Genomic DNA, 22,404 nt, shown 5'->3' with positions numbered 1-22,404 from the left:
CAACACCAACGTCGAGTTTCCGAATTATCCGCCCCACCAAAGAAAGTGGAAATTACCAGTTGAAAAAGGCGGAAGACGTCATTGTTTGCTATGATATGGAACTGTCACTCTGGAGAGATGGCTGAGCGGTTGAAAGCGGCTCCCTGCTAAGGAGTTATGGGGTTTATAGCTCCATCGAGGGTTCGAATCCCTCTCTCTCCGTTCTTTGTCTGGTTAATTAAAGTTGAGTTAGTTGGTTCAAGACAAGGGTGGTGATGACGTTACTTTTTCAAGGTCTGCCCCACTCTAACCAACGGATTGCGAGTTTTTCGCTCTGGTATTGGACAATCACCGTCACGGCTTCTCCAAAATCTTCTCCCTCTAGGGCAACGTATAGCCACACCACATCGTCGTTTTCCATGGCGGGGTATTGTATTGCCACTTCGTCAACAGACAATCCGTCATCATGATCGCCCTTTGGATGGGACCAGAACCATAGCTAATCATCTCTTCCACCGTCGTTTGTAAAGTTTGGGGAGAATATTCCCTTTTAAGCTCCGGGGATAATAAATCCCAAGCTTTTCCATAATCACAAGCGGCAAGGCGATCGCCAAATTTTTGGGCCAAGTGGATGGCGGGTTGGATCATGGTCTTTGCCCCCGTTGGGAATGATTACTGCGATTTTGAGCTTTAACCCAGATGAAAATCAATGGCAAAACAGGTTAGCATTGAGTGCAGAATGGATAAAGGCCCAACCAGAAAAGGATTTGTCTATGTTCGCACAACTGTCAGAGCGACGGATGCACTGGATTCGGTGGATATTAACCGGGGGTTGGCTGTTAATTATTGCCTCCCTATTCTATGACCCCTGGACATCTGCCCTCACCACTGCGGACCATCCCTGGAGCCCACTGCGGTTGTCGAATCAATGCATTGAAGTCCAAGGGGAATGTTTAGCGGAGCAACCCTACGCCCTCGGCACAACCCTGTTTTGGGGGGCAATCGTGCCAGCGGCCATTTTTATCCTGCTAGTGTTCGGCCATGAACTGTGGCGACGGATTTGTCCCCTTTCTTTCCTCTCCCAAATTCCTCGGGCTTTGGGATGGCAACGGCAATTCAAACGGGAAAATAAAAAGACCGGCAAAGTGCGCTACGAACTGGCCAAAGTGGACCGCAATTCCTGGCTCGGTCGGAACTATGCCTATGTGCAATTTAGTTGGTTGTTCATCGGCCTATGTGGGCGCATCCTCTTTTTTAATGGCGATCGCCTGATGCTAGGGGGTTGGCTATTATTCACAGTGGCCATGGCTATCACCGTCGGTTACCTGTATGGCGGCAAATCCTGGTGTCAATATTTTTGCCCCATGGCCCCAGTGCAGAGTATTTACGGCGAACCGGGGGGATTGTTGGCCAGCAAAGCCCACACCAGTGAAGAACTCATTACCCAATCCATGTGCCGCACAGTACTGCCGGATGGCAAAGAGCAAAGTGCTTGCGTAGCCTGTCAAAATCCCTGCATTGACATTGATGCGGAGCGCACCTACTGGAACAGTTTAAATCAACCGGAAACGGCATTTCTGCGCTATGGCTACGTCGGTTTAGTCATAGGTTATTTTGCCTATTATTATCTTTACGCTGGCAATTGGAACTATTACTTTTCTGGAGTATGGTCAAGGCAAACGGATCAGCTTAATTCTTTACTATCACCCGGATTTTACCTATTTGACCAAGCTATTAATATTCCAAAAATAGTGGCAGTGCCATTAGTATTAGGGGCGTGTACCGCCATTGCCTATGGTGCTGGAAGATGGTTAGAAAAACGAATTAAAGTCCATAATCGGCAGCAACAAAACAGTTTAAATATAGATATTATCCGCCATCGTATTTTTACCGTTTGTACCTTTGCGATTTTCAACTTTTTCTTTATTTTTGCCGGCAGACCATTAATACAACTTCTTCCCCTGGCAGTGCAGTATCTGTACGATATAGGGTTGGTAACCCTAAGTACCCTTTGGTTGTACAAAACCTGGCGACGCAGTGCCGATTTATATTCCCGGGAAAACTTGGCTAACCGTTTCCGCAAGCAATTAGAAAAACTGCAGGTCAATGTTTCACAATTTCTAGAAGGGCGGACATTAAGCGACCTCAATACCCATGAAGTTTATGTGCTGGCAAAGGTTCTGCCCGGCTTTACCCGGGAAAAACGCCATCAGGCCTATAAAGGGGTGGTCCGTGAAGCATTAGAAGAGGGTTACGTGAATTACTCCAGTAGCTTGGAGGTTCTACAACAAATGCGCCAGGAATTGGGTATTACGGACGATGAACACCGTTTAGTGCTCGAAGAATTGGGCATTGAAGATCCAGCATTGCTCAACCCCGATCGCCAAAGAACCCTGGAGAACCAAATACGCCTGACTGGTTATCGTAAATCCCTGGAACGCCTATTGTTGCTACAACAAAAACAGGCAAGTTTCAACACCTTTGAGCCGACATCATTACAGGATTCCGCCGCCATTCGTTCCCTGCGCCGTCAATATTCCATTACGCCCCAAGAAGAAGAATGGATTTTAAGTGGTTTTTCCGATGAAACCAGTAGCATAAAAAAAGCAGAATTTTTACTGGCCCAACTGCCGGAATTAATTGATTGTTACCGTGCCCTTAATCAACCCATCCTCCAGGAACATAAGGCAGTATTAACCCTGTTACAGGAAAACATTAGCCACAAAAAAGAATTAATTGTCCGCTCAGTTCTACAAACCCTAGAGCAACTGCAATCTGCCCCGGCATCTTTGCCCCTAGCACAATCTTTACAACAGGCTTCCCCAACGGTTTTAAGTGAACTTTTAGAGCAGGAACATTGGGGTGATCGCCTACCGGCAGAAATACGTCAATGTTTGACTGAACCGGGGGAAAAACCTTTGTCCTGTTCGTTGGAACTTTCTCCAGAAACCATTTTGCCCTACTTAGAAGTTCTGCTCCAGGATCAAAATCCCATGGTCCAAGCCGCTGCCCTTTATATGTTGACCCAATTAGCACCCCAACGTAGTCAAACCATTGGCATTAATTATGGCCATCAGTTTAATTCCCATCTAGTTCAATACACTCTAGATCACTTCCTCGCTTGGCAATCAACATCAACAAAAAATCCCCCTTTAACTGAATTTCCTGACTTAGAAAAAGTAGTTTATTTATTTAATAGTGATTTCTTCCACCGTATGCAAAGTGAAACTCTCATTGCCCTAGCAGAGCGGGCTGAAGTGAGGACCTATAACAAAGGGGACGTGATCACCGAAGCGGGGGATACCTGTAGAGAATTACTGTTGTTAATCGAAGGAGATGCTAATGTTCACTATCAAACGGAGACTGGAGTTCGAGTTGAGCAATTGCATCCTGGGCAAACATTAGATGAACTAGAAGTTTTAGCCCACAGTAAATCAGAAAATACTATCATTGCTGACAGTAGAGGTACGAGGATTTTGGCCATTTCCGTAGACCAGTTTGACAATTTACTCGACCATGATCCTGATTTTGCTCGGCGAGTTTTGGAATTAGAAAGTCGTCAATTGCAAAGATTTGTGCGTTCTGTCCAAGCATTTTAATCTCCCTGAGGAATATTCGGAATTAAAGGCGATCGCCAGGCAGTGATAATGATTACCCATGATGTGGATTAGGCAATTTATATGGCCGATCGCATTGTATTAATGACTAATGGTCCCAATGCCACCATTGGTGAAATTTTAAAGGTGCCTTTTCCCCATCCTCGCGATCGCCATGCCATGCGAGAAACTCAAGAATATTACGATTTAAGAAACCATGCCTTAGATTTTCTGGAGCGATATTTTAACCATCATTAGTGAGCGGTGTTGAGCAATCTAAGGCTAGAATTTACCCTTGCTCTATCCTTCCTGAACAGTGCCCAGCAAATAGAGCAGGGCCATGCGGATTGCCACTCCACTGGTCACTTGGTCTTGAATTAGGCTAATTTCCGGGTCATCCATCAATTCTGAACTAATTTCTACTCCCCGGTTCACGGGGCCCGGATGCAACACTTTCACCCCCGGTTGACACACCTTCAGGCGATCGTGGGTAATACCGAAATAATGGTGATATTCCCGCAAACTGGGCAAAAGATGGGCCGTCATTCGTTCTTTTTGTAACCGCAAGGTCATAACCATATCGGCCCCTTCCAAGGCTGGCTGTAATTGCCAATGACAATGGAGTTTCCCCGATCCCGGCGCTAGGGTTAATTGTTGAAATTCTTTCGGCAATAGGGTGGGAGGTCCTGCTAAATGCACGTCGGCCCCAGCGGTGGTCAAGCTCCACAGGTTAGAACGGGCCACCCGGGAATGCAAGATGTCCCCCACCACAGCAATCTTTTTTCCCTGAAGGCATTGAATGGCAGGATTGTCCGGCGCAAATTGGGAGCAAATGGTAAATAAGTCTAGTAACCCCTGGGAAGGGTGCTCATGTTGTCCATCCCCGGCATTGAGTACCTTGACACCGGTTTGGAGCCGGTCCATTTGGGAAGCAATAAAATGGGGCACCCCTGCCTGTTGGTGGCGGATAACAAAAATATCAGACCCCATGGCAAGGTAGGTTTTGGCGGTGTCTAAAATGGTCTCCCCTTTGGTGAGGGAGGAACTGCCGGGGGCAAAATTCATTACATCGGCGGAGAGGCGTTTGGCGGCCAGCTCAAAGCTACTGCGGGTGCGGGTGGATGGCTCAAAAAAAAGGTTAGTGACCACCTGCCCCTGGAGGGCTGGTACTTTTTTGGTTTGTCCTTTTAATACTTGCTGGAAAGTGGTGGCGGTCTGTAGCACAATATCTAATTCCTCGCCCCGCCAATCGGTTAGGTCTAAAATGTGGTTTCGAGTCCAACTGGCCACCATGGTCATTGCCTTAAATGGATATGGGGCAGACACTGCTACCCAGCGATCCATCTTGGCGGCGATCGCCAGTTAACGCAAGTCTTTTCCCCGCTACACTAGGGGGGAACGTTCCCATGTATTTAGCTAAAAGTCCGTGGTATTCTGAAATGCGCCGACGCTGTTTAGCTTTTGCCCTAATTTGACTGCCTTTGAATATGACCACTGCAACCCATTTGCTGAAACTTGCCGCGACAGTTCTATTAGGAAGCTTGGTGACAACGGCCCCATTGGTTAGGGCCCAGTTCATGCCCCCGGCTCCCCAAAATAATACTGCCACCCCAATTCCCAAGGTGGAACTAAATTTTCAGCCTCTGGAAACGGCCTTAGCGGCCCAGCAGTTTAACCAGGCCAATGAAATTACCCGCCGTCTGCTGTTGAGCGCCGCTAATCGCACTCTGCAGGGTTGGTTAACCACCGACACCATTGAGCAAATTCCCTGTCAAGACTTGAAGACCATTGACCAGTTATGGTTGGAACATTCCAAGAATCGTTTTGGCTTCACCCCCCAATTGGAAGCGTTTTTGGCCACGGGAAATCGCCCTGGTAGATTGATGTCACCGGAGTCCTATGATCAATTTGGCGATCGCATCGGCTGGCGTAAGGATAATCAATGGGTCATTTTTAAGAAAAATTTGGACTTTACCATCAACGCTCCGGTGGGTCATCTGCCCAGCCCCAGGGATGAGTACCAAATTAATGGTGGCCGTTTAGAATACACTGCCCTTATGGGTAGATTCCAGTCCTGTCAATCGGGACAGGTACCCACTGCTCCAGTGCGCTTTACTCCCTTTGGCTCCTAGGGAAAATCTCTCTGCAGAAGAATCTTGAGCAATTAATTCAGCAAGGTAACAGGTAAGCCCATGGCAAATTTAGAAACCTATGTGCGGATGGCGGAGGACGAACTGACGGAATATAGCAGTGAAGCCCGCAAAATCGAAAAAATCCGTCGCAAAATGGCTTTGTCCCTTAACTACAAACAACAACAGGAGTTAAAAGCAGAGGTGCTGGCCATTATGCCCCAGGGTTTTTTGCCCCGTTTAGTGGAGGATAACCGCCAAACAGCGGCCCTACCTTTTTGGGGCATTGCGGGCTTGGGCTTACTGTTCGGTATTTCCTTGCAACAACCCTTGGATTTTCTGGCTCCGGCGATCGCCTTACCCATAGCAATCAAAATTCAACAGTGGGGCTGGAAATTACAAGCTAAAAGGTTGCTACTGAAAACCATTGATGAACTGGAACAGAGAATTAAAAATCCCGAAACAATTATCTCATAATGGCTCTCTATTCATAGAGTTAAACAGTGAAATTTAGCTTATCAATCCATTTTTCCTACGTAAATTTTACAAAATATTAATTTTGACTGCCAATTTTTTTTGCTACGGATTAACATAAGCTATGGGTATGGGAGTCTTTATAGATGCCCAGTTTGCCCCATTTTGGCCTTGGAGATTGTGGAAGAGTATAAGTCTCTCTTGAGGAACGGCTGGTTAACCTAACACCAATACTTGGGAAACGATTAATTCCATACTTTTCAGTAAGGGAACTTTGCTCTTATGGCTATCAATAATTGGCAACCAATCCTAACCTCAGCTTTAAACTACCTACAGTCCTTTGCTTCCCTTGGCAATAGCGAGGTTCTACTGCAGGAAGTTTTTGGTGATCAAGTTTCTTTTGACCGTCTTCTTGACGGGTGGAAATTGGGACAGTTCCTCTCTTTACCAACGTTAAGATTTGTGCCAGCGGCTCAGATCAACGATGCCCAGGGGGCATTTGCGGCCAGCGCTAATACCTTATATCTATCCGAAGAATTATTAGCCCAGGGCAATGTGTTCACCCTTACCCAGGTTTTTCTGGAGGAGTATGGTCACTATCTGGACAGTCAGTTAAATCATGAGGACACTCCGGGGGATGAGGGGGAATATTTTGCGGCGGTGGTGATGGGGCAACCCCTCTCTGACTTAGATATTCTGCGCTTGCAGTCGGAAAATGACTGGGCAATGGTAACTCTTGACGGTCAACCAACGGTGATCGAGCAGAGTGGTTTTAATATTGTTCAAATTACAAATAATAATTTTGACGATGGTGTTAATTCCCTATTTGACCCATTGGCTTCTGGCCGATATTCCAATGACACCGATAACAATGGTGACAAACTAAAGGTTTCCGGCAACAAAATTACTTGGGAAAGCGACCACGGCATTTATTTATTCGATAGCTTTATACCTCGATCACTTGATTTTTATGGAGGTAATCCACAAATAAATGGTGACAGTGTAGTTTGGGATCATGGTTATCTTGGCAATGGAATTAGTCTTTATAAGACTGGCTGGCATACGCCTCAGTTATTACCGAGTCATTACGTAGGTGGTAATAATCCCCAAGTCTATGATGGAAAAGTTGTTTGGCAAAATGGTCAGGGAGAAGATGCTCACATCTTTTTCTATGATGGCTTTACAACAATTGCCTTAAGTGACCTTCCAGAATCCCGTAGCTTTTTTAACCACAGCCCACGCATATATGGCAGCAACATTGTTTGGTCAAGTGGTAATTGGTATTGGTTGGGTGATAATCCTCGAATTCACCACGCCCAAATTTACTGGTACAACGGAGAACGTACTGTACAACTAACTAATAGTCCTTTCTTCAATAGTTCCCCTGTGGTATCGGAACAAATTATAGCTTGGACAACCTTGGGGTACAACGAACTTGGCTGGGGTATTAGCAGTTTTGATGAAAATAATGGATTTTCTGGAGTTCATATTTATGATATAAACACAAGTCAAACAACTCAAATTTCTAGTGCTTCACCTATTCGAGACTTACAAGTATCAGGCCGCAACACAGTTTGGCAGGAAGGTTCAAATGAAGATGCCGCCACTACAATCATGTTTTATGATGGTACAACGGTGATTAATCTGTCGAATACTAAACTCGGTGGAGAATTCGACTCAAATCCCAAGTTATTCGGGAACAAGGTGGTTTGGGAACGTTGGGATGGCATTGATTACGAGATTATGTACTATGACGGTAATAGCACCCGTCAGGTAACCAATAATAACCGTGATGATCGTTATCCCCAGGTATCCGATGAGATTGTTGCTTGGACTGGTTACGACGGTAACGACTGGGAAATCTATCAAACCTATATTGGGCCAGACAATGGGCTTCGGGACAAATTGACAACCACCCTGATTCGTTTTCAAAACACTGATAGGCCTGGAACCTATCTTTACGTCGGGGAGCAGGAAGCCGTTTCTATTCGCCAAAACTATCGCAATTTCGTTGAAGAGGGACTTGCTTTCCAAGTTGCGACCAGTCAGACCGATCCATTACTGCAACCTCTCTACCGTTTCCGTAATACCAGCCCTGGTCGGGAAGGAACCTACCTTTTTAGTGGCACAGAAGAAGCTGTTTCCATTCGTCAAAACTATCCCAATTTTGTTGAAGAAGGAATTGCCTTTTACACCTATTTTGGAGGCGTAGGTGGTGGTATGACCAATTTCAATCGCTTCCAAAACAATGAGCTTTCCGGTACCTACCTATTTGCGGGCCCTGCAGAATCCGCTTCGATAGTTGCTGGCCATTATCCTTTCGCCTATGAAGGCCCGGCCTTTGCGGCAGGAGGTTAATGTCCCCCGCAATTGCCAATTTAAAGATTTATCCCCCTGAAAATAGTACATATATTGATAAAACTCACTTCAGTAACCCAGTATCAACCGCAATGTCTGTGTTAGCCAAATAATCTTCAACAGGATTAAAACTTTTCACCACCCGGCCACATAACCACCATTTTTGAAAATATTTATGGCTAATGGGGTCGGCTAAATCCGTCAGGGAATCCATGCCAATGCCGTTGCGGCCATGGGTTTTGCCAGAACTGTGGATATATTTTCCTTCCCCCAGATACATCCCCACATGATCCACCCGTTGATTGCCAAAAAAGATTAAATCCCCCGGTAAAAATTCTCTGGCGATCGCCGCTACCTTTTCAGCATCCAAACTATCCGATCGCCGTTGGGGGCGCACATCAACAATTGTTTGGCAAAAGGCAGCTTGTTGATAGGAATCCCTGGGCAACCAAATACCCTGACTAGCAAAAGCGGCTTGCATTAAACCGGAACAGTCATAGTTGGGGCCAACGTTGCCTCCCCAAAGATAATAATTTTGCCTTTGCTTCGCTGCCAACAAATAATCAATTACCTGGGGAATGAGCTGTTCAATTTCGGCTCTGGTTGCTGTTACGGCCTGATAAACACTAAAGGCCGGGGTCAAACTCCGTAAATCGTCCTCTGCTAGCCAACCCTGGTAACCATCTTCCGCCTGTTCCGCCAACACTGCTGACTGTTCAATCTTCCCTGTTAAACGCAAATATCTCCCTTGCTTTGCTTGGGTGGCCAGTTCTTGGCGATCGGGGCTGTCGTAGAGCTTTAAACCCTGTTGGCAAATGAACTGCCCTGTGGGGGATGCCGGTAATGTGAACTGCTGCTCGCCCGTCATAAATCTGTTTGCATCTTCCCCAGAAAAGCCGAGGGCCCGGATTTCACGCCTACCACAAGCATCCCGTATTGCTGCTACCTTCCGGTCCTGACAAGATTTGGGCGTTGTAATCGCATGAGTCCGAGCCATTCCTAACCTATCACACTTTCCGTCGCCTTGGCCTAGGGTTGGGGCTGATTTACTCCGGAGCAATGTTCTTCAGTCTGCGGTTGCCGCCCAAATGCTTAAACAACAAAACCAGACAAGGTAGCGGCATTTCAACTGCATTTCCCCATCTGGCTTTGGTTGTTTTTCACGGAGAGGGAGGGATTCGAACCCTCGTTGAAGTTACCCCCAAACAGCATTTCCAGTGCTGCGCCTTCAACCGCTCGGCCACCTCTCCAATTTGGTCACAAGAAATGATTATACAATAGCGGAAGACACAAACCTAATTTGGATTCAAACCAGCCCATAATGTCCCGTTCCCACCGAGTTCTGATCCACGATCGCCAAAACGAAAAAGACTATAGCGTAATTGTCTCCGACGACCGTTACATCCTCCATCAGGCGGAAGACCAAGGTTTTGAATTGCCGTTTTCCTGTCGTAATGGGGCTTGTACGGCCTGTGCGGTGCGGGTCATTTCCGGACAAATCCACCAACCGGAAGCCATGGGGCTGTCCCCGGAGTTACAACGGCAAGGTTATGCCCTTCTCTGTGTTAGTTATGCCCAATCGGATCTCGAAGTGGAAACCCAGGATGAGGATGAGGTATATGAGTTACAGTTTGGCCGCTACTTTGGGGCTGGTCGAGTCCGCCTAGGCTTGCCCTTAGACGAGGATTAGGTAGGTTAAAACTAGAACCTGATTTTGCCGGTAGCGACGCTATTTTTTGACCAATATAGACTTTTTGTGATGACTTCTGCCCTAAACCCCCCCTTTTCCCTCTCTGACTTACAAACTTGGCTTGAAATCGGCACGGAGGCGGCCCTAGCGGCGGGGGCAGAAATTTTTTCCCTCTGGGGCAAGGTACAAGAGGTGGAAGAAAAAGGCCGGGCCGGGGATTTAGTCACGGAAGCCGATCGCCAGGCCGAGGCAATAATTTTAGGCATAATTAAGCGTCACTGCCCAGACCACGGCATTTTGGCGGAAGAATCAGGACAGTGGGGGAGTGGGGATAATCCTTTCTGCTGGGCGATCGATCCCCTGGATGGCACCACTAACTTTGCCCATAGTTATCCCGTTTCTTGTGTATCCATCGGTTTACTAGTCCAGGGCATACCAACGGTGGGGGTAATTTACAATCCCTTTCGCCAGGAATTATTTCGGGCAGCTACGGGTTTGGGGGCCACATTAAACCGCCAGTCCATCCAAGTCTCAACCACCACTAGCCTAGCCAAAAGCCTCTTGGTTTCCGGCTTTGCCTACGACCGAGTTAAAACCTTAGACAATAACTATCCTGAATTTTGCCATCTCACCCATCTGACCCAAGGGGTGCGGCGCAGTGGCTCAGCGGCGATCGACTTAACTGATGTGGCCTGTGGTCGGCTGGACGGCTATTGGGAACGGGGCATCAATCCTTGGGACATCACCGCAGGTATTGTCATTGTCCAAGAAGCTGGGGGCGTGATTTCCAGCTATGATGGCTCTCCCCTTGATTTAAAAACTGGTCGTATCCTGGCCACCAATGGTCGGATTCACCACGAATTGAGCCAGGCCCTGGCCGATACTCCCCAATGGTTTCAAAATTATGCAATCTCTAGAGTGCAAAAAGATTAGCTAGCTCAAATTGGGGGGGTACAAAAGCCAGACTTTGGTGAATGTTTTTAACAATTTACGGGTATTTTTCTCTTTCTGAGGAATAATGGAGTAAAAAGGGATAGAAATGCCCCCCGACCGCAATTTTTATGAGCCTGTTCCCCATCAAGCAAGGACTGTTTAATTATGACGTAGTTGACCACCACGCCATTCTTGGCTGTCCTCTGGATGCAACTCCCCAGGAAATTCGTAAAAGTTATCTCAAAATTGCTTTTCAACTCCACCCCGACACATCAAAAGCTAGCAACGAAGAAGAGCAAGCCTTGGCAGCCAAACTTTTTTCTAAGTTTGTTAACCCTGCCTATGAAATTTTGAGCAGAGAGAATGACCGCAAAGAACATCTGCTCATCCTCCAGCAGACTGCGAGCAATCTGGCCAGCATTGGGCAACTGAACTTTAGTAGCGCCGAGTCCCAACAACTCCAGGGAGCAAAACAAAATTTGGAATTGGTTTACCGCAAGGTGGCACCCCCCTGAGCAAAGGGCTATACGAAGACTTTAAAACGGTTTTCCCTAAGATTGCCCAAGTGAGCGAATATAATCTCATTTTCTTGATGGTCAAGGGGGAAAATGCCTCTGCCCGTCCTGTGTTCCAAACTAGTGTTTCTTCCAAGGAAACGGTGCCTCCCGTGGTGCCAGGGCGATCGCCCCAGGAAACCCCATCCCCTGTTAATCCTTCCCCCGTCGAAGACCTTTCCCCCTTTGAAAAAAGCTTGCGGCGAGCCCAAGAAAACTTTGACCGTCGGCAGTACGACAAGGCCATTGCTGAATTGAAATCTGCCCTGAAGACTGACCCCAAAAATGCCCAAGCCCACTGTTTGCTAGGCATGGCCTATTTGAAAAACAACATGATGACCATGGCCAAAGTCCATATTGGCTCAGCGGTGAAGCTCGACCCCAATGACCCCAAAGTGACGGCGGCTAAGAAAGAATTGGCTAAGCATACCAGCGCCGGCAGTAGTCAAGGAGGAGCAAAATCCAGCCAGGGGGGTTTATTTGGCGGTTTGTTTGGCGGCAAAAAGAAATAGTTAAACCAATCCACAGTTAAGTGGTCAGCGGGAAATTTGAAACATTTTGAGCTTTCTAAGCCCTAACGTCGGGGACGAATCACTAAACGGCGGTGGGGTTCATAGCCCTGGCTCTCTGTTTCCAAATCTTGGGAATCCTGAAAAAAGCTATGCACCTGACGGCGATCGGCCGCAGTCATATCCGCCATTTCCACTGGCTCAAGGGTTTCCCGTACCCGTTGGGCCGCCATTTCCGATAAGGAAATTAACTCTGACTGACGACGGGATCTAAATTCTGCCAACTCCACCGTGATGGGAGTGAAGTTTATACCACCGTCGGCTACGGTAGGTCTAAGGGAAGCATTGAGTAAATATTGAATAGCATCTAAAGCTAACCCGTTCTCCGCCAGTAGTTGCTCAATTTGACTTGAAGATAGGTTTTTTTCTTCAATGACCAACCAAGGGCCCATGACTAAAGTATTCTCTTTGTCCCCTGCTACGGTGACAGAACTAGCAAAACCCATCAGTGTGAGCAGTTCTTCGAGCCAAATCTGGGCTTGGGTAACTATTTTTTCCATCGTCAATATTTAGGTCTCAATTTAACTTCCGTAATCATAATAAAGTCTTCATCTCTCTGGGAAAGGTGAAGACTTGTGGCCTAGAAATTTAGGAGGTTTTTTCCTTCTTTTTATTACTCTTCTTCTCAAAAGGTAGAGACTCCCGACCTTGGCTTGCTTTTTGCTGTTCGTCCAATAACTTCTGTAGGTTTTCGGGTAAGGGTTCCCGCATCAGAATGAGGGTCTGTACCGTCTGAAAAACGTTAGCCATGACAATGTACATCAAAACCCCCGCCGGCAAGGGAAAGAAAAGAAACATACCGCTGAATAAAATGGGGGTAATTTTATTGATGGTCTGTTGTTGCTGGGCTTGGCCATTGGCAGCACCACCGCCGGAGGCACCGGATAACTCCTGGTTAAGGTAAATACTAAAACCAAAGAAGATGATCATGCCAAGGATGTCCCAGTTGATCTCCCCGTTTTCACCGGTTACCCCCACTTGGCCCAGGGCTTTGATGAAGAGAAAACCTGTACGGGCGGCAATACCGGGAATGGTGACCTGCACAGTGGCATCGCCGGGGACCAGGGCTTCAACGGTGCCATCGGCGCTGACAGCAATGCGGTCTTCCCCTTTGGTAACGCTGTATTTGGGCGTTAAAGCCTGACTATTCTTTTCGGGAATTACTTGTTCAAAGGTTTTACCAGCGGTGCTCTGGATTTCTAGTTGGGTTTTCTCGCCAACGCCAACCATTTTGCCACCGGGCAGGAAAACAGCAATGGGATAATGGAGAGCTTCGTCTACGTAGATATTTTGGGGCTTGGTAGAGAATGTTTGGGGAACAATTCGTTCTGCCTGTTCCTGGGGAAGTATCTGTAGGTCAACGGTGTAATTGATATCAGAAAAGGGCGATCCCCGCAGAGTAGCAAAGAGGGCGAACAGGATGGGCATTTGCAGGAGCAGGGGCAGACACCCCGCCAAGGGATTGCCAAACTCCTTCATGACCTTGGCCATTTCTTCCTGCTGTTTGGCTGGATCGTCCTTGTAGCGTTTTTGGATTTCTTCTTGGCGCTCTTTCATCAGAGGCTGGGTGATGCGCATTTTTCGCATGTTGCGGATCTGGCCAGCACTGAGGGGATAAAGCGCTAAACGAATTACTAGTGTGAGGGCAATAATAGCAAAACCATAACTGTGTACAATCCCAAAGAAAAAATCTAGGATTGGCAGCATGATATTTGTCGAAATAAAACCGATACCAAAATCCATTGCTAACAAGCTCTCTAGATAAATATTGCCAAGTTTGCCGGGGAAACTGGGGTGCTTAATAGCCCCAGTGCTTGATTAATACCATTAATGACCGTTGGTCCTACTTTTGGGTGATCGCTTCCAGGGGGCGACCGGTTTTGTCGGCGACCCGTTCTGCCATATAGTCATAGACTTCCCGAAAGTTGGGCATGGCCCGCAGTTCTAGCCGAGAACGATCATTGAGGGTAACAACTATATCCCCCCAAATGCCTATGCCCCTGGGCATTTTAATCATTTTGGCCACTTCTCCGTAGACGATGTCAGTACGGTCTTTGCCCATCCAACCGCCGGTGACGGAAATACGGCGATCGGTGATTTTGTAACGGAGCCAGATGGCCCGGACGATCGCCCCAATGGTCAAAGGGAGAAAGATGACGGTGAATCCCAATAAAATATTGACGATTAAGTCCCCGATGTGGGGGCCGCCCTCATAGTAGGTGGTTTCTCGAATGCCCATGGTCAATAATCCCGGCTTGGCTAAATAACTGCTCTAATTCTCGCAAAAAACGTTCATAATTGCACCCAATGCCCTGGGGCAAGACAATAATTACCACATCAAAGCCCGGCTTGATTTGGGGCTGGAAATGGTTAATGACGGCACGAATTTGACGTTTTAGGCGATTTCTCACCGTGGCTTTTTTACTAACTTTTTGGCTGACGGTGATGCCGAAGCGGCTATGGCCGGCTGGGCGATCGCCGAGGACCCGCATTAGTAAATTGCTGTGACGGTGTCGTTTTCCTTGCTGATAAACGGTCTGGAAATCTTGCCAGTGTTTTAAGCGCAGTGTTTTGGGTAGGCCCACGGAAGGAAACTATACAGCCAAGCGATGACGACCTTTGCTCCGGCGGGCCTGGATAACTTTCCGGCCATTATGGGTACGCATTCTGGCCCGGAAACCGGAAGTACGTTTTTGTTTGCGGTTGGTTCCGCCGAGGGTTCGTTGAGTCATGACCCGTTACTCCACAAAAAAAGACACAGTCTCCAATTGTATCACTGCTCATGGATTAAGCTAACTCTAAAATTCGATTGGCGATCGCCGGAGGGACGGGAAGCACGGAAAGACGGTTACCTTTTTTTAGGACTCCTAATTCCTCCGGATTAAACTGGGCTTTGAGGATCGGTAACGTAATCATTTCGGGAAATTCTCTGGTAAAACGGGCTTTGACGGTGAACCAGCGGGGTTTTTCCAGGGTAGCTTTGGGGTCAAAGTATGGGCTGGCAGGGTCAAACTGGGTGGGGTCCACCACTCGCTCGGCGGTAATGGTCATTAGTCCGACAATACCCGGTGGCTTGCAGTTGGAATGGTAAAAAAAAGCTTGATCCCCCATGGCCATGGCCTGTAAAAAATTGCGGGCTTGGTAATTTCTCACCCCATCCCAGAGGGTCTCTCCTTCCGCTTTGAGATGGTGAATGCCATAGGTGACCGGTTCGGACTTCATCAGCCAAAAAGCCATAGTTGAATTTGATATGGAAAGGTTGGGAATGATTAATTAAGGTGGGCTCTTTGTTCGTAGGCTTGCCATGCTAAATCCACCAGGGCGGTGATGATGGCCGCTGCCACCTCGGCTCCCCCTTTTCTTCCCTGGACTGTGATGTGGGGAATATTAGCTTCCTGCAAATTTAACTCTACGTTCCGGCGATCGCCAAAATTAGTGGCGGTGGCAATGACCAAGGCCGGCTGGATGCGTTGGGCTGCCACCAACTCCATCAGAGCATCTAGGGCGGTTTGGCCATGGCCGATCACAAAAATCCCATCTGGGTAACGGTGGGCGAGGTTGAATATACCCCAGGCTTCTTCCGTTCTTTCCTTTTGGGGCCTGGTGATGCTTTGGGTGGCACAGTAAACAGGGTTGGCAAAAGTTTTTTGCAAAGTGGGCACAATACCCACCTGTACCATGGGCACATCCACCAGAATTGTGGTGCGGGAAGCTAAAGCGGCGGCGCCGATGGTCAGTACCCGTGGGGAAAAATGTAGTAGGTTAAGGTACTCAAAATCCCCCGTGGCGTAGATAACTCGCCGCAGAATTTCATACTGGGCAGGGCTATGGCCATGGTCTTCGACTTCATAGTCGATGGTAGCTAGGTTTTGGGCGTCGCTAATATGCCAATTCATTATGCTTGTGCCAGTGCAGGGGATGAAATGCCTCCATACCATCTTCCCCCATTTCTACAATCCCGGATGGTGGGGTGGCGAGGATTTTTCCCCACTAGAATTGTATTTGTTTACTTTCCCTCCCTTTGGCCATGGTCAATTTTCGTCGTCGGGCCCTCCAACACCGTCTGCAAAGCGATCCCTACTACCGTTTTCAATCTTGGCAAGAATTGGCGATCGCCGGAGAGTTGGGGCTAAGGATCGAAGTCAACCAAGCCACGGTGGATGAGTGGTTGCGCCTGCCGGGGCTATCCATTCATCAAGCCCGACAACTGAAAGAGTTGAGCACCATGGGGGTGCAATTTTTAGCCCTGGAAGACTTGGCGGCCGCCCTCAATGTCCCTGTGCAACAAATTAAGCCTTGGGAACCCATACTTTCCTTTACCTATGCTGACCCAGAGAGTCTACTGGCACCACCAAAAATTCCCGTTAACCAAGCCGACCTTAACCAATTGCTCACTGTACCCAACCTATCCCCGGCGATCGCCACTGCCTTGTTGCAAGAAAGGGAGGCAGGGGGAGAATATCGTAACCTGGGAGATTTGCAAAAACGCTTGGGATTACCGGTGGCCTTGATTACCCAATTGCTCCACTATCTACAGTTCTAAAAAGTTCAAAATCCACTCTCACACTAGTCAAAATTTTGGACTGATCCCTCCCTCAAGCCGGGAAAAATTCCATTACCTGGAGCTTGGACTATATTGGACTAGGGAGTTAACCCAAGTTAAGCCATTTATCCCTTGCCCATCTCGACTCTTTCCCAACCTTTAGTCATCTGTGTCTGCATCTGCAATTGTTTTAGACTATCCTGCCAATTTCCCCCTGCCCCGGCTCGCTTGATCCATGCCCAATCCTCGACGCCTTATCTTTGGTGATGTCCACGGCCATTTCGATGCCCTTACTACTTTGTTCGAGGCGATCGCCCCCAATGACCAAGATGGGGTTTACTTTGTCGGTGACTTGATCGACCGGGGGCCAGAAAGCGCCAAAGTGGTGGATTTCGTCATGGGCAACAAATACCATTGCCTGCTGGGTAACCATGAACAAATGATGTTGGATGCGGTGGGGGGCGTTAATTTTTCCCCTCAGTTGCTCCACGCTTGGATTTATAGCGGAGGCAAATCAACCCTGGAAAGTTATGATCACCAGATTCCCCAAAGTCATGTGGACTGGATGCGTAATTTACCCCTCTATTTGGACTTGGGGGACGTTTGGTTAGTTCATGCTGGGGTGGATCCCCGCCTCCCCATTGAAGAGCAGGGAGAAGCCCAGTTCTGTTGGATTCGCGAAGTGTTTCATCGCTATCCCTATCCCTATTTTGCCAATAAGTTAATCATCACCGGGCACACCATAACCTTCACCTTTGCCAACGTGGAACCAGGCAAGTTAGTTTCGGGGCCTGGTTGGTTGGACATTGACACTGGAGCCTATCACCCCAAAAGTGGCTGGCTCACGGCCCTAGAGCTCAATAACCAAGAAGTTTATCAAGCTCATATTTTCACCAACGAAGTCCGGCGTCTATCCCTGGAAGATGCTGTGGTTGCCCTACCCCCCGAGAATTTCCACCGTTCTCGCCAGAAAGGTAAAAAAAGAGGCCTGCTGGGGTAACTTAGGCAAAAAAGTATTGCTCTGATGCTTGTCGACTCAAAAAATTATTTGATTTTTGGCTGATCAAAATTAAGCCCCAACTCGCTACCGCTGAAATTGGGGTTTTCCTGCACCCAATCCTGGGCAAAGTCAGAAAGTAATTATTTTTAGCAAAAGACGATGACGGAAGTTCCCTAATCCAAGTTGAACTGGTTGCCCCGCTTATACTGCAGGTAAGCCGCCACAAACAGCCCCGATAAAGTCACAGGAATCAGTCCAAGTACAATGCCGAGCAATAGGGGTTCGATCACAGGTTTTCTCCAAAGGGTTATTTATTATCTTTGCTATCCTACCAAAAATTCCCCCAGTGCTCCCCACCCAAAAAGCTTGCGGAAATTTCGACCGTTGTGATAGTGTTATAAATCGTCAGGTAAACGGCTAGGGCTTGTAGCTTAGTGGATTAGAGCGCGTGGCTACGGACCACGAGGTCGGGGGTTCGAGTCCCTCCAAGCCCGTTTTTGGCTTCACGCCGATTATTATCGCTGAACTGGGTTCCCCTAGTTGGACCCAGTTTTTTATTAATTTAGCTCCGGTATGTCCAGCTTGCTGGTTTGAAGACAGGATGTAGTGGACTGTGGATTTCCCAGGATTTCCCACTGCTGAACCAAAAATTACATCACCCCCAGAAGCTAAAATTAGAAGTATGAAGGTGAGTTTGATGCACCTGTGTTTTGCTAGGCCACAGATATGGGGCAGGAGTTTCCACCATGGGCTACGGAAGGATTTTAGTCGCCTTAGACCGCTCTGAATTGGCCAAGGAGGTTTTACAGCAGGCGATCGCCCTGGCCCAGAAGGAATCTTCTCAGTTAATGCTGTTCTACTGTATTCCGGTGGACAGTCAAGATTTGAGTATTTACCCCAGCTTTTATGGGGAAGCTGCCATTGGTTTTTCCCAGGTCATTCAAGAGCACTTGGAAGAACGACAAACGGAAGCCCAGGAGTGGCTGCAATCCATCGCCCAACAGGTAAAGGAAGATGGGGTGCAATGTGAGTGGGACGTGAAAGTGGGGGAACCGGGGCGCTGGATCCGTGACATGGCCAAGAATTGGGATGCGGATTTAGTGGTGCTCGGTCGCCGGGGACTAAAGGGTTTAGCAGAGGTATTTTTAGGGAGCGTTAGTAGTTATGTCATTCACCATGTGCAATGCTCGGTGTTGATCGTCCAACATTAGCTAGATTTTCCCTGCCCCCGATTGAATTTCCCTAATTTTTTGATGACGAATTTACCCCATCCCCCGGAGTCGGCATCAGACCGAGACCGACAAATTTTTCTAGAGGCGATCGCCGGTCGGGAAAGAACCTTGGCAGATGTGATTGGCCAGGCAGGGGGAGATTTTCTCAAGGGAGAGTCCCCTGTACCTAAATTGATACAGCGAAAGACGGAGATGAAATTGTTTGTCAACGATCATTTGAAGGATTCCGAGGGGGCATTATTGTTGGTGTTGCAATATCGCATTGACGAAGCAGACGCCTTAATTAGTAAGCACTTAGAGTTTCCCCTAATGGCGCTGACCACCATGCTGGAGCAGGTATTGGAGAATTCTGCCCTGTTGAGAGAAATTGTGCATCAAGCGGATTTTCGCTGGGGACAAATCTATGGCGAACGACCCCATTTTGAAATTCCCGGTAAGCCCCCTGACCCGGATGATCCCTACACTGCGGCATCGGTCACAGACCAGCTAAAAAATTTGCTTTTGGTTATCGCCGCCGAAAAGTCGAGAAGTCAAGACTTTTGATAGTCTTAAGTTGAGAGCCACCGTCGGTGGTCTTTGTCAGCCAAGGAAAAACACTTCATGGAAAAAATTTGGGTCAATGAACAGCTAGATCCCACGGGCATTATCTATGCTTGCATTGCTTGTTTGGACGAAGAAGCCGCCCAGGATTGCCATCGTTCTTGGCAGGAAAATCTTACCCCTGCTCAAAAAGCAGAAGGATGGACAGCACAACTCCGCATAGTTGGCTCCTGGGATGATGTCCCTGTCAACGCCCTTAAGTTAAGTTTTTAGCCCAACTTTTTAGTTCTTCTAACTTGTGAACTACTTTAAATTTTTTTGTTGTCACCAGGGGTTTATCCTGTGGTGTTCCCATGGATATTGCCTTAGGCGTTGGGGAACACTATACAGAAACCTATGGTTTTTATACATCAAGGAGCACCGTAACTGGGGCTTGACCTGACAGCTTCATCCTTTTGCAATAGTTATTGCCCCGGTCAAAATTTGCCTTTGACCTGTTTTTGGTAAGCTGAAGAGTGGAGTTTCACCGGCAATTGCCCATGACTGTCGCCCCTCACCATCCCTTCAATCTGAGTATTGTTTGTAAACGTTTGCTCAGTTTTTTGTTTTTAACCCTAGTACTGTTGGGACTTAGTCCAGCCCCAGCCTTGGCCACTGGCGTTTACGATCTACCAATTTTGGACCCTGGCTCTAAGACTTTTTTGGTGGATCAAGCAGAAGCCATCAGCCTGGCCAATGAAAACAGAATAAATGGCGATCTAAAAAAATTAGCCCAGTCCAGTGGGCAAGAAGCTCGGTTTGTGGTTATCCGTCGTTTGGATTTTGATGCTACCATCGACGGCTTTGTCAATGATCTGTTTGAGCGTTGGTATCCCGATGAAGCCAGCCAGAGTAATCAAACCCTGTTAGTGCTAGACACCCTCACCAACAGCACTGCTTTGCGTCGGGGAGAGGAGGCAGAGGCCCTATTAACCGATGAGATGGTCGATAGTTTACTGCGGGAAACCCTGGCGGTCCCCCTCAAAGATGGGGCAAAGTATAACCAAGCGTTAATTGAAGCAAACAAACGTTTGGGTGCTATTCTGGCTGGACAACCGGATCCTGGCCCCCCAGCCCTAGAAGAAATTAGCTTGGAAGGAACTTTCACTACAGCGGAAGAAACCGACGATACCAGTGCCACCATCTGGGTAGTGGTGCTGTTGGCGTTGGCAACCCTAATTCCCATGGTGACTTACTTCTGGTACGTGGGCTTACCGGGACGGTAAATAATGGACATTGCCCGGTAACAATAGTGATGTTGAATTTGATGAGTCGGACTTAACCGTGCCCCTAGTCAGTCAATCGGATTTAGTTTCAGCGGCGATCGCCCATCGGGTGGTCAGTTTTCCCACGGATACAGTGCCGGCATTGGCGGTGCGTCCAGAAAACTCAGGTTTAATTTATGAACTTAAACAACGGGAAACCAATAAACCATTGATCCTCATGGCGGCAACCATGGAGCAAATTTTTCCTTACTTGGCAGGGAGTCAGCGGGAAAGGCAGGTGTGGCAAGCAATAATGGCAAAATACTGGCCCGGTGCCTTGACCTTGGTGTTGCCTTCCAGTGAGAAGTTGCCCCCGGAAATTAATCCCCGTCAAGACCGGACCATTGGGGTTCGTATTCCCCACCAGGCGATCGCCCTGGAAATTTTGCTGCAAACAGGGCCCTTGGCCACCACCAGTGCCAATTTGTCGGGACAGCCCCCCCTGGAAAAGTTGGCCGACATTGCCAAAACTTTCCCTTCTGTGCATTGTTTAGATTGCCTTGCTTTGGAGCGACAGGGACCAATTGGTAACGGTCTTCCGTCCACCGTTGCCCAATGGGATGGAGCAAAGGAAGTCTTTCAAACCCTGCGCCAGGGGGAAGTTGTGTTGCAGGATTAACAACTTTTCAGCCTCCCGCTAATTCATATTGAATACCGGCCGGAGCCCCAACGGTGTCAGTTGTTTTTCAAGCTCAGTTTCGGTTTGGAAAATGGTAGATTGCCGTGACATTGCATTTGCCCTGTCTCGAATAAATCTGATGGGAAATTACGACAACAGACGGGAAAAATGAGAATTCCAACACAGTCAGTAAACTTGAGTGTAACAATCTGCCCAAAGTACCCTCCACTGCTGCACGCTGGGATTTTGTTACAAAACATTTAACAAAATGTACAACGCCCTATGCTCAACTACGTCAATACCAGTCTAGACAAGGGTTGATCCTGCCCGGCCAATGGCGATCGGCAACCCCTAACAACCATCCACTAGACAAATTTGTTGCGGCAAGCTATTTACAAATTGTTACAATCTTGTTATATTAGCTACATACATACAAAACCGGCTCCCAAGCAAAGATATTTCTGAGCTTGAATGCAGCTGAATTTCTAGAACCTTGACAAATACATAAGGAATTATAACCAAATGACAACGACTCTCCAACAGCGCGAAAGCGCTTCCTTGTGGGAACAGTTTTGTCAGTGGGTGACATCTACCAACAACCGGATTTATGTCGGTTGGTTCGGTACTTTGATGATCCCCACCCTCTTAACTGCCACCACCTGCTTCATCATTGCCTTCATCGCAGCTCCCCCCGTCGACATCGACGGTATCCGTGAGCCCGTTGCTGGTTCTTTACTCTACGGTAACAACATCATCTCTGGTGCTGTTGTGCCTTCTTCCAACGCCATTGGTCTTCACTTCTACCCCATCTGGGAAGCTGCTTCCTTAGATGAGTGGTTGTACAACGGTGGTCCTTACCAGTTGGTAGTATTCCACTTCCTCAT

At 47.9% G+C, this 22,404-nt stretch carries 27 protein-coding genes, 3 tRNA genes, 1 other RNA gene and 2 pseudogenes; 19 read left to right on the top strand and 14 right to left on the bottom strand.

What is annotated here, in order from left to right; genetic code table 11:
• The first annotated feature begins 111 nt into the window (after positions 1-111).
• Positions 112-201: transfer RNA gene (locus H6G45_RS05795), tRNA-Ser, on the top strand.
• A gap of 67 nt (positions 202-268) precedes the next feature.
• Here H6G45_RS05795 and H6G45_RS19800 read toward each other — a convergent pair.
• Positions 269-400 (bottom strand): hypothetical protein, encoded by a 132-nt coding sequence (locus tag H6G45_RS19800; RefSeq protein WP_277922709.1) that lies wholly within the window; start codon positions 398-400, stop codon positions 269-271.
• A complete protein-coding gene (locus tag H6G45_RS05790; protein ID WP_242018071.1) occupies positions 361-627 on the bottom strand; it encodes a hypothetical protein in 267 nt (88 codons plus the stop codon). Before H6G45_RS05790 ends, H6G45_RS19800 begins: the two co-directional genes overlap by 40 nt.
• Before the next feature lie 20 nt (positions 628-647).
• Here H6G45_RS05790 and H6G45_RS05785 point away from each other — a divergent pair, with 20 nt between their 5' ends.
• The gene (locus H6G45_RS05785) at positions 648-3,578 is read left to right on the top strand and encodes a cyclic nucleotide-binding domain-containing protein (protein WP_242018070.1); all 2,931 of its coding nucleotides are present in this window, start codon (positions 648-650) and stop codon (positions 3,576-3,578) included.
• A gap of 42 nt (positions 3,579-3,620) precedes the next feature.
• Positions 3,621-3,833, top strand: a pseudogene (locus H6G45_RS05780) (ABC transporter ATP-binding protein); the annotation flags it as partial.
• Positions 3,834-3,875: 42 nt separating this feature from the next.
• Here the strand turns inward: H6G45_RS05780 and pyrB are convergent.
• Entirely contained in the window at positions 3,876-4,874 is a 999-nt protein-coding gene (pyrB, locus tag H6G45_RS05775) for an aspartate carbamoyltransferase (protein ID WP_190597574.1), read from the bottom strand.
• A gap of 188 nt (positions 4,875-5,062) precedes the next feature.
• Here pyrB and H6G45_RS05770 point away from each other — a divergent pair, with 188 nt between their 5' ends.
• The 3 genes from H6G45_RS05770 to H6G45_RS05760 all read left to right on the top strand — a co-directional run bounded on the left by H6G45_RS05770 (position 5,063) and on the right by H6G45_RS05760 (position 8,536).
• Complete coding sequence (locus tag H6G45_RS05770) at positions 5,063-5,707, top strand: GUN4 domain-containing protein (protein WP_190597466.1); 645 nt, start codon at positions 5,063-5,065, stop codon at positions 5,705-5,707.
• 60 nt (positions 5,708-5,767) lie between these two features.
• On the top strand, positions 5,768-6,181 hold the full coding sequence (locus H6G45_RS05765) for a hypothetical protein (protein WP_190597464.1): 414 nt from the start codon (positions 5,768-5,770) through the stop codon (positions 6,179-6,181).
• Positions 6,182-6,460: 279 nt separating this feature from the next.
• Positions 6,461-8,536, top strand: a complete 2,076-nt coding sequence (locus tag H6G45_RS05760) for a hypothetical protein (RefSeq protein ID WP_190597462.1) — start codon at positions 6,461-6,463, stop codon at positions 8,534-8,536.
• A 64-nt stretch (positions 8,537-8,600) separates the two neighbouring features.
• On the opposite strand, the gene H6G45_RS05755 is transcribed toward H6G45_RS05760, so the two are convergent.
• From H6G45_RS05755 to H6G45_RS05745, 3 genes are all read right to left on the bottom strand, one after another.
• On the bottom strand, positions 8,601-9,404 hold the full coding sequence (locus H6G45_RS05755; protein WP_190597460.1) for a C40 family peptidase: 804 nt from the start codon (positions 9,402-9,404) through the stop codon (positions 8,601-8,603).
• A 30-nt stretch (positions 9,405-9,434) separates the two neighbouring features.
• Positions 9,435-9,531: signal recognition particle sRNA small type (gene ffs, locus H6G45_RS05750), an RNA gene on the bottom strand.
• Positions 9,532-9,699: 168 nt separating this feature from the next.
• A tRNA-Ser gene (locus tag H6G45_RS05745) sits at positions 9,700-9,786 on the bottom strand.
• A 71-nt stretch (positions 9,787-9,857) separates the two neighbouring features.
• Between H6G45_RS05745 and H6G45_RS05740 the strand changes: the two genes are divergently transcribed.
• From H6G45_RS05740 to H6G45_RS19490, 4 genes are all read left to right on the top strand, one after another.
• Positions 9,858-10,226, top strand: coding sequence for a 2Fe-2S iron-sulfur cluster-binding protein (locus H6G45_RS05740; protein WP_190597459.1), 369 nt, complete (start codon positions 9,858-9,860; stop codon positions 10,224-10,226).
• Between the two features lie 69 nt (positions 10,227-10,295).
• Complete coding sequence (locus tag H6G45_RS05735; protein ID WP_190597457.1) at positions 10,296-11,159, top strand: inositol monophosphatase family protein; 864 nt, start codon at positions 10,296-10,298, stop codon at positions 11,157-11,159.
• A 128-nt stretch (positions 11,160-11,287) separates the two neighbouring features.
• The gene (locus H6G45_RS19495) at positions 11,288-11,674 is read left to right on the top strand and encodes a J domain-containing protein (protein WP_242018069.1); all 387 of its coding nucleotides are present in this window, start codon (positions 11,288-11,290) and stop codon (positions 11,672-11,674) included.
• Between the two features lie 50 nt (positions 11,675-11,724).
• Entirely contained in the window at positions 11,725-12,225 is a 501-nt protein-coding gene (locus H6G45_RS19490) for a tetratricopeptide repeat protein (protein WP_347338250.1), read from the top strand.
• A 62-nt stretch (positions 12,226-12,287) separates the two neighbouring features.
• On the opposite strand, the gene H6G45_RS05725 is transcribed toward H6G45_RS19490, so the two are convergent.
• From H6G45_RS05725 to H6G45_RS05695, 7 genes are all read right to left on the bottom strand, one after another.
• On the bottom strand, positions 12,288-12,782 hold the full coding sequence (locus H6G45_RS05725) for a protein jag (protein ID WP_190597455.1): 495 nt from the start codon (positions 12,780-12,782) through the stop codon (positions 12,288-12,290).
• A gap of 88 nt (positions 12,783-12,870) precedes the next feature.
• Complete coding sequence (yidC, locus tag H6G45_RS05720) at positions 12,871-14,025, bottom strand: membrane protein insertase YidC (protein ID WP_190597453.1); 1,155 nt, start codon at positions 14,023-14,025, stop codon at positions 12,871-12,873.
• A 100-nt stretch (positions 14,026-14,125) separates the two neighbouring features.
• Positions 14,126-14,521, bottom strand: coding sequence for a PH domain-containing protein (locus tag H6G45_RS05715; RefSeq protein WP_190597451.1), 396 nt, complete (start codon positions 14,519-14,521; stop codon positions 14,126-14,128).
• Positions 14,493-14,867 carry a ribonuclease P protein component gene (gene rnpA, locus H6G45_RS05710; RefSeq protein ID WP_190597449.1) on the bottom strand — a complete coding sequence of 125 codons (375 nt, stop codon included), beginning with the start codon at positions 14,865-14,867 and terminating at the stop codon, positions 14,493-14,495. The genes H6G45_RS05715 and rnpA overlap by 29 nt, the downstream gene beginning before the upstream one ends.
• Positions 14,868-14,876: 9 nt before the next feature.
• Positions 14,877-15,014 carry a 50S ribosomal protein L34 gene (gene rpmH / locus H6G45_RS05705; RefSeq protein WP_010872863.1) on the bottom strand — a complete coding sequence of 46 codons (138 nt, stop codon included), beginning with the start codon at positions 15,012-15,014 and terminating at the stop codon, positions 14,877-14,879.
• Positions 15,015-15,069: 55 nt separating this feature from the next.
• Positions 15,070-15,519, bottom strand: a complete 450-nt coding sequence (locus H6G45_RS05700; RefSeq protein ID WP_190597447.1) for an EVE domain-containing protein — start codon at positions 15,517-15,519, stop codon at positions 15,070-15,072.
• Positions 15,520-15,551: 32 nt separating this feature from the next.
• Entirely contained in the window at positions 15,552-16,178 is a 627-nt protein-coding gene (locus H6G45_RS05695; protein WP_190597445.1) for a precorrin-8X methylmutase, read from the bottom strand.
• Between the two features lie 131 nt (positions 16,179-16,309).
• On the opposite strand from H6G45_RS05695, the gene H6G45_RS05690 reads away from it, so the two are divergent.
• Entirely contained in the window at positions 16,310-16,825 is a 516-nt protein-coding gene (locus tag H6G45_RS05690) for a ComEA family DNA-binding protein (RefSeq protein WP_190597444.1), read from the top strand.
• 235 nt (positions 16,826-17,060) lie between these two features.
• Positions 17,061-17,825, top strand: coding sequence for a metallophosphoesterase family protein (locus H6G45_RS05685; RefSeq protein WP_190597442.1), 765 nt, complete (start codon positions 17,061-17,063; stop codon positions 17,823-17,825).
• 173 nt (positions 17,826-17,998) lie between these two features.
• On the opposite strand, the gene petG is transcribed toward H6G45_RS05685, so the two are convergent.
• Complete coding sequence (gene petG, locus H6G45_RS05680) at positions 17,999-18,115, bottom strand: cytochrome b6-f complex subunit V (protein ID WP_190597440.1); 117 nt, start codon at positions 18,113-18,115, stop codon at positions 17,999-18,001.
• A 130-nt stretch (positions 18,116-18,245) separates the two neighbouring features.
• Between petG and H6G45_RS05675 the strand changes: the two genes are divergently transcribed.
• The 7 genes and pseudogenes from H6G45_RS05675 to H6G45_RS05645 all read left to right on the top strand — a co-directional run.
• Positions 18,246-18,319, top strand: a tRNA-Arg gene (locus tag H6G45_RS05675).
• Positions 18,320-18,571: 252 nt separating this feature from the next.
• A complete protein-coding gene (locus H6G45_RS05670; protein ID WP_190597437.1) occupies positions 18,572-19,036 on the top strand; it encodes a universal stress protein in 465 nt (154 codons plus the stop codon).
• A gap of 42 nt (positions 19,037-19,078) precedes the next feature.
• On the top strand, positions 19,079-19,600 hold the full coding sequence (locus H6G45_RS05665; RefSeq protein WP_190597435.1) for a hypothetical protein: 522 nt from the start codon (positions 19,079-19,081) through the stop codon (positions 19,598-19,600).
• A gap of 57 nt (positions 19,601-19,657) precedes the next feature.
• Positions 19,658-19,870 (top strand): glycogen debranching protein, encoded by a 213-nt coding sequence (locus H6G45_RS05660; RefSeq protein ID WP_190597433.1) that lies wholly within the window; start codon positions 19,658-19,660, stop codon positions 19,868-19,870.
• 266 nt (positions 19,871-20,136) lie between these two features.
• Positions 20,137-20,862, top strand: coding sequence for a TPM domain-containing protein (locus H6G45_RS05655; RefSeq protein ID WP_199309602.1), 726 nt, complete (start codon positions 20,137-20,139; stop codon positions 20,860-20,862).
• Positions 20,863-20,920: 58 nt separating this feature from the next.
• Entirely contained in the window at positions 20,921-21,520 is a 600-nt protein-coding gene (locus H6G45_RS05650) for a Sua5/YciO/YrdC/YwlC family protein (RefSeq protein WP_190597573.1), read from the top strand.
• A gap of 522 nt (positions 21,521-22,042) precedes the next feature.
• Positions 22,043-22,404: pseudogene (locus H6G45_RS05645) on the top strand (photosystem II q(b) protein); the annotation flags it as partial.

Origin of the sequence: Synechocystis sp. FACHB-383 (assembly GCF_014698605.1) — a bacterium.
Taxonomy (GTDB): Bacteria; Cyanobacteriota; Cyanobacteriia; order Cyanobacteriales; family Microcystaceae; genus Synechocystis; species Synechocystis salina.
Note: the sequence above shows the minus strand (reverse complement) of the source record. Positions and strands in the feature narration are given on the sequence as shown.

Bases quoted from the DNA above. Each gene is read 5' to 3' on its own strand.
- H6G45_RS05725 (WP_190597455.1), bottom strand. From the start codon at position 12,782: ATGGAAAAAATAGTTACCCAAGCCCAGATTTGGCTCGAAGAACTGCTC.
- H6G45_RS05685 (WP_190597442.1), top strand. From the start codon at position 17,061: ATGCCCAATCCTCGACGCCTTATCTTTGGTGATGTCCACGGCCATTTC.
- H6G45_RS19495 (WP_242018069.1), top strand. From the start codon at position 11,288: ATGAGCCTGTTCCCCATCAAGCAAGGACTGTTTAATTATGACGTAGTT.
- H6G45_RS05735 (WP_190597457.1), top strand. From the start codon at position 10,296: ATGACTTCTGCCCTAAACCCCCCCTTTTCCCTCTCTGACTTACAAACT.
- H6G45_RS05740 (WP_190597459.1), top strand. From the start codon at position 9,858: ATGTCCCGTTCCCACCGAGTTCTGATCCACGATCGCCAAAACGAAAAA.
- H6G45_RS05700 (WP_190597447.1), bottom strand. From the start codon at position 15,519: ATGGCTTTTTGGCTGATGAAGTCCGAACCGGTCACCTATGGCATTCAC.
- H6G45_RS05660 (WP_190597433.1), top strand. From the start codon at position 19,658: ATGGAAAAAATTTGGGTCAATGAACAGCTAGATCCCACGGGCATTATC.
- H6G45_RS05665 (WP_190597435.1), top strand. From the start codon at position 19,079: ATGACGAATTTACCCCATCCCCCGGAGTCGGCATCAGACCGAGACCGA.
- H6G45_RS05760 (WP_190597462.1), top strand. From the start codon at position 6,461: ATGGCTATCAATAATTGGCAACCAATCCTAACCTCAGCTTTAAACTAC.
- H6G45_RS19800 (WP_277922709.1), bottom strand. From the start codon at position 400: ATGGAAAACGACGATGTGGTGTGGCTATACGTTGCCCTAGAGGGAGAA.
- H6G45_RS05695 (WP_190597445.1), bottom strand. From the start codon at position 16,178: ATGAATTGGCATATTAGCGACGCCCAAAACCTAGCTACCATCGACTAT.
- H6G45_RS05670 (WP_190597437.1), top strand. From the start codon at position 18,572: ATGGGCTACGGAAGGATTTTAGTCGCCTTAGACCGCTCTGAATTGGCC.
- H6G45_RS05790 (WP_242018071.1), bottom strand. From the start codon at position 627: ATGATCCAACCCGCCATCCACTTGGCCCAAAAATTTGGCGATCGCCTT.
- H6G45_RS05715 (WP_190597451.1), bottom strand. From the start codon at position 14,521: ATGGGCATTCGAGAAACCACCTACTATGAGGGCGGCCCCCACATCGGG.
- H6G45_RS05690 (WP_190597444.1), top strand. From the start codon at position 16,310: ATGGTCAATTTTCGTCGTCGGGCCCTCCAACACCGTCTGCAAAGCGAT.
- H6G45_RS05755 (WP_190597460.1), bottom strand. From the start codon at position 9,404: ATGACGGGCGAGCAGCAGTTCACATTACCGGCATCCCCCACAGGGCAG.
- H6G45_RS05655 (WP_199309602.1), top strand. From the start codon at position 20,137: ATGACTGTCGCCCCTCACCATCCCTTCAATCTGAGTATTGTTTGTAAA.
- H6G45_RS05785 (WP_242018070.1), top strand. From the start codon at position 648: ATGATTACTGCGATTTTGAGCTTTAACCCAGATGAAAATCAATGGCAA.
- rpmH (WP_010872863.1), bottom strand. From the start codon at position 15,014: ATGACTCAACGAACCCTCGGCGGAACCAACCGCAAACAAAAACGTACT.
- H6G45_RS05765 (WP_190597464.1), top strand. From the start codon at position 5,768: ATGGCAAATTTAGAAACCTATGTGCGGATGGCGGAGGACGAACTGACG.
- yidC (WP_190597453.1), bottom strand. From the start codon at position 14,025: ATGGATTTTGGTATCGGTTTTATTTCGACAAATATCATGCTGCCAATC.
- pyrB (WP_190597574.1), bottom strand. From the start codon at position 4,874: ATGACCATGGTGGCCAGTTGGACTCGAAACCACATTTTAGACCTAACC.
- H6G45_RS05770 (WP_190597466.1), top strand. From the start codon at position 5,063: ATGACCACTGCAACCCATTTGCTGAAACTTGCCGCGACAGTTCTATTA.